Source organism: Microvirga sp. HBU67558, from assembly GCF_018069605.1.
Lineage (GTDB): Bacteria > Pseudomonadota > Alphaproteobacteria > Rhizobiales > Beijerinckiaceae > Microvirga > Microvirga terrae.
Genome location: NZ_JAGPUP010000244.1, coordinates 1 through 623 on the forward strand (window position 1 = coordinate 1; position 623 = coordinate 623).

The following is a 623-nucleotide window of genomic DNA, read 5'->3' on the forward strand; positions in this document are numbered from 1 at the left end:
GTCTGCACCGTGCGCGTGATGGTCTCGGCCTTCGCCTTGGCCTCGACCACCCGGGCGTTGAAGCCGTCGATGTTGCGCACGCCGAGCTTGGACATCTTGCGGTAGCGGTCCTCCATCTCGCGCACCGCCCATTTGAGCGCCACCACGGCCTTCTTGGGGTCGGTGACCACCGGGGTGAGCAGGTGCGGGATGCCGTCGTAGACGGAGAGTTCGAGCATCTTGGGATCGACCATGATCAGCCGGCACTCGGCCGGCGAGAGCCGGTAGACCAGCGACAGGATCATGGTGTTGATCGCCACCGACTTGCCCGACCCGGTGGTGCCGGCCACCAGCAGGTGCGGCATGCGGGCGAGATCGGCGATCACCGGCTCGCCGCCGATGGTCTTGCCGAGGCACAGGGCGAGCTTCTGCTTGGTGGCCTCGAAGTCCTGGGAGGCGAGCAGCTCGCGCAGGTACACGGTCTCGCGCTTGTGGTTGGGCAGCTCGATGCCGATGGCGTTGCGGCCCTGCACCACCGCCACGCGGGCCGAGACCGCGCTCATCGAGCGCGCGATGTCGTCCGCCAGCGAGATCACCCGCGACGACTTCGTCCCAGGCGCAGGCTCCAACTCGTACAACGTCAC

Annotated in this window: 1 protein-coding gene; it reads right to left on the reverse strand. The window is 67.6% G+C overall.

The features are described 5' to 3' along the window. Positions 1-623: DNA translocase FtsK (locus tag KBI52_RS01035; RefSeq protein WP_256439448.1), on the reverse strand; the 623-nt coding region annotated here is incomplete at both ends.